Origin of the sequence: Streptomyces sp. NRRL F-5135 (assembly GCF_000719775.1) — a bacterium.
Taxonomy (GTDB): Bacteria; Actinomycetota; Actinomycetes; order Streptomycetales; family Streptomycetaceae; genus Streptomyces; species Streptomyces hebeiensis.
On record NZ_JOHR01000041.1, the window covers coordinates 1 to 4,783 of the forward strand.

Below are 4,783 nucleotides of genomic sequence, written 5' to 3' on the forward strand. Positions count from 1 at the left end.
GCGCCCGAGGGCATCAACTGGCGCAGCGTGAACCAGGTGACGCGGGCGCCGGACGGAACCACCACCACCCGGCAGATCGTGCCGGAATGGGTCGGACCGGAGCTGCCCGAGCCCCTCCTGAACCTGGTCGAGGTGGACGAGGACGGCGACATCGTGCTCCACCTGCCCGGCCGCGACCCTCTCCCGGTGTCGGAGGACGAGTTCCTGGCCCTGCTCGACCTGGACCCGGCGCTGCGCACCACGCCCCTGGGCACTCCCGTCCTGTTCCTGACGTCTGGTCCCGGGGCTTTGAGTCCGGAGCTGGTGGAGCGGTTCTCCCAGCGCACCGGCCGTCCGGCCTACAGCTACAGCGGGCCCCTCGACCTGACCGCCGCCGATCCGTCGGCCCCGCTCACCATCGTCGCCCTCCCGGAGCCGGACACCAACGCCCCCGGCAACTGGACCAAAGCCACCCGGAAGCAGACCACTCCCGGCACCTCCGCCATCGAGGCGGGGATGGACGAGCTGGTCATTCTTGGCTCGACCGAGTCCGTGTCCTCGGGACCCGCCCGCCGGGCCGACGGGGACGAGCCGCTCACATTCGCGCCGCCCGCCGACCCGTCTGATTCCTCCGCCACGGCCCCCGTTCCCCCTGCCTCCGGGGTGTTCGCCGGTGCGTCGGATCCGACGCTGTCGCCGCGGACCGTGATCGAGGGTCCGTCGGGGCGTCCGCAGGGGCGGAACTGGACGCGCGAGCCGGTGAAGCGGGTGCTGCCCGACCGGGTGCGTGTGACGGCGACGCGGCCGAATACGCCGGCGAAGACGGTGTCGGAGGAGGACGCGTCGTGGCCGGACGAGACGTATGTCGTCACGGCGGAGGGTGATCCCGGCGGGTTGCGGCTTCCGGATGACCGGGTGCTGGACACGGAGACGCTGGCCAAGGTGCTGGCCGCTGATCCTGAGTTGGCGAAGCTGCCGAAGAACGTGCCGGTGCTGCTGGCCGTGCCGTTCGCGCAGCGGACGCTGGATCTGCAGACGTTGGCGAATCTGTTGGGCCGGCCGGTGGTGGGTCCCAGTGGTGAGGGGCGTCTGGTCGGTGACGGGACGGGGAACGCGCATCTTCCGGCGCTGTTCGACCGTGCGGCGGACAAGGCGATCGGTCTCTGGGTGCCGTACGAGCCTCTGGGCACGACGCTGCCGTTCGTGGACCGGGAGTGGACGTCGCTGGACGGTGTCGTGTTCCGGGACAGCGACGTGGATCTGCGGCCCCTGGTCTCGGAGGACCACGAGCGGTTCGGCCAGATCTCCGGGAAGGACGGTGAGAGCCTGCGGAGGTCGGAGCAGCAGTTCAAGTCGTATCTCGACATGCGGCGGATCCTGCACACGGTGCCGTCGGGTACGGGTGATCAGGACGCGGGGGGCTTGGAGGTCTGTTACAGCGCGTCGGACGGGAGTCCGCGTCGGAACCATCCTTCGACCGCGCCGCCGCCTCATATCGACGACCCGTGGGGCGATGTTTCGTTCGGTCAGTACACCGCGAACGAGAGCAGGCGGGACACCGACGCGGCCACGGGGCGGACGGGTCTGACGAACAGCAGCCGGGTGCTGTATGCCTCGGCGAGTGGGGTGAGGGGGCGTGTTGTCAGGTTCCGGCCCGAGCCGGAAGAGCCTGAGCTGGACCAGTTGGCGCGTGACGCGGGTCTGCACGAAGGGACGGATCCCGCGTCGGTGGAGACGCGGGCGACCATGCTGCGTCTGGTGCGGGGGTTGCGGGACCTCTTCGGTAATGATGTCGAGCGGGACCGGGGTGTGCCGGGGGGCCGGTATGAGCGGTTGGTCAAGGGCATCGGTGCGCTGGAGACGTTGCGTGACAACGATTCGGCGCTGAGCGGGGTCACCCCGCTGCGGCGGGACATGGTGGCCTTCTATGCCCAGCAGCACAGTGGGAGGACTCCGGACACGGCCGCGTACGAGTCGCTTCTCGACTTCGCCCGGGACCGCTTGGCCGCGGATCCTGATGCGGAGCTCAGTACGGAGCTGCCGTCCCCGGCTCTGACCATGGTGCAAGGCGAGCTCGCCACGTATGGCGATGCCGTATTGCGTTCCGTGCAGAGGCTGGCCCCCGGGGTGAAGCCGAGCCCGCAGCAGGTGGCGTCCACCCTCTGGGCGACGGTCCGGTCCGCGCAGATGCTGTTCCACGAGATACCGCCGGCGCAGCGGGAAGCGCACGGCCGCAGTGTGCTGCACCTGGACGACACGGCCCCGTGGGACGTGGCGAAGCAGAAGAGGATCTGGGGCCTGACCGCCCAGGCGATCGCGGAGGGTCTGGACGTCACCAACCGTGACCTGCTGGCGGCCTACCACCTGAAGGGATTCGCGTTCGTCAAGGACAAACTGCTGATGCAGGGGGTGGTGGCACAGGGGGCGAACTGGAGCGATACGCCCGCGCCCGAGGGGATCAACTGGCGCAGCGTGGACCAGAGGGTCAACGGGCCGGATGGGACCATCACCACCCGGCAGGTCGTGCCGGAATGGGCGAAACCGGGGCAGCCCGACCCCATCCTGAAGGTGGTCCACGTGGACCAGGCCGGGAACATCGTGCTGCATCTGCCCGGCGGGCCGCCGATCGAAGTCTCCGAAAACGAGTTCCTGGAACTGCTGAGCCTGGACCCGCCGCTGCGCACAAGGCCCCTGGACACTCCCGTCCTGTTCCTGACGTCCGGTCCTGGTGTTCTGAGTCCGGAGCTGGTGGAGCGGTTCTCCCAGGGCACCGGCCGTCCCGCATACGGCTACAGCGGGCCCCTTGACCTGACCGCTGCCGATCCGTCGGCTCCGCTCACCATCGTCGCCCTCCCGGACCCGGTCACCCAGGCTCCGGGCCGCTGGACCAAGGCCACCCGGATACCGCCGAACACGACCGTCCCCGGCGCCTCGTCCACGGCTCCCGCGCCGACACCCGCGCCCGCGCCTGCTCCCGCCTCCGCGCCTGCTCCGGCACCCGCGCCCGCGCCCGTACCTGCTTCCGCACCCCCAACCCCCTCCGCGACGTTCGCCGGTGCGTCCGATCCGGTGCTGGCGCCGCGGACTCTGATCGCGGGTCCGTCGGGGCCTGCGCAGGGGCGGAACTGGACGGGTAGGCCGGTGAAGCAGGTGCTGCCGGGGCGGGTGCGTGTGATCGAGACGCGGCCCAACACGCTGGCGAAGATCGCGTCGGAGGAGGACGCGTCGTGGCCGGACGAGACGTATGTCGTCGCGGCGAACGGTGATCCCGGCGGGTTGCGGCTTCCGGATGACCGGGTGCTGGACACGGAGACGCTGGCCAAGGTGCTGGCCGCCGACCCAGAGCTGGCGAAGCTGCCGAAGAACGTGCCGGTGCTGCTGGCCGTGCCGTTCGCGCAGCGGACCCTGGATCTGCAGTTGCTGGCGAACCTGCTGGGCCGGCCGGTGGTGGGTCCCAGCGGTGAGGGGCGTCTGGTCGGTGACGGGACGGGGAACGCGCATCTTCCGGTGCTGGTCGACCGTGACGAGACGAAGGCGATCGGTCTCTGGGTGCCGTACGAGCCCCTTGACACGACGCTGCCGTACGTGGACCGGGAGTGGACGTCGCTGGACGGGACCAAGTTCCGGGACGGGCCGGCTGACGCTCGCTCTCCGCGACGGCCGGAAGGTGTGGTTGGGCAAGCAGGACGCGGCGCGTTACATCGCCGGGCTGCGCGAGGTGCGGCAGTTGCCCCCGGGGTACAAGCTGGGCCTGGAGGTCTGCTACAGCGCGTCGGACGGCGACCCGAATCAGGACCAGCCCACGGCCGCGCCGCCACCCCACATCGACGACCCGTGGGGCGACGTTCCGCTCGGTCAGTACGCCGCCAACGAGAGCAGGCTGGAGACCACTTCGGCCACCGTCCAGACCGGCATGACGCCCAAGGACCGTGTGCTGTTCGACCCGGCCACCGGGGAGAGCGGGCGTCGAGTCACGCACCTGCCCGAGCCGCTCGCGCATGAGCTGGACCAGTTGGCGCGTGACGCGGGTCTGCACACGGGGACGGGTCCGGCGTCGGCGGAGACGCGGGCGACGATGCTGCGACTGGTGCGCGGGCTGCGCGACCTCTTCGGTAATGAGGTCGAGAGTGACCGGGGTGTGCCGGGGGGCCGGTACGAGCGGCTGGTCAAGGGCATCGGTGCGCTGGAGACGTTGCGTGACAACGATTCGGCGCTGAGCGGGCTCACTCCGCTCAGGCGGGACATGGTGGCCTTCTACGCGCAGCAGCACAGTGGGCGGCCGGCGGACACGGCGGCGTACGAGTCGCTTCTCGATTTCGCCCGGGAGCGCGTCGCCGCGGATCCCGACGCGGAGCTGACGGAGGCCGTGGAGGCGCCTGCGGTGCGGGTGGCCCTCAACGAACTCGGCGCATCGGGCGAGGCCGTTCTGCGTACGGTGCAGGGGCTGGCCCCCGGGGCGACGCCGAGCCCGCGGCAGGTGGCGTCCACCCTCTGGGCGGTGGTCCGGGCCGCGAAGATGCTGTTCAACGAGATTCCGCCGGCGGACCGGGCGGAACACGGCCGTAGTGTGCTGCACCTGGACGACACGGAACCGTGGGACCTGTCGAAGCAGAAGACCCTCTGGGCCCTGACCGCCAAGGCCCTCGCCGAGGGGCTCGACATCACCGACCGCAATCTGCTGGCCGCCTACCACCTGAAGGTGACCGGCGCGTTCGACCCGGCCGCTCTGCTGTGGCAGGGGCAGAACGTCCAAGGCGTCTACTGGAGCGACACGCCCGCGCCCGAGGGCATCAACTGGCGCAGC

1 protein-coding gene and 1 pseudogene are annotated in these 4,783 nt (G+C 70.6%); both read left to right on the forward strand.

Going from position 1 to position 4,783, the window contains the following annotated elements:
- Window positions 1–495: 495 nt before the first annotated feature.
- Window positions 496–2,337 (forward strand): annotated as a pseudogene (locus IG02_RS43585) (lonely Cys domain-containing protein); the annotation flags it as partial.
- A 931-nt stretch (window positions 2,338–3,268) separates the two neighbouring features.
- A partial coding sequence (locus IG02_RS43340) for a lonely Cys domain-containing protein (RefSeq protein ID WP_234315030.1) occupies window positions 3,269–4,783 on the forward strand: 1,515 nt, incomplete at its 3' end.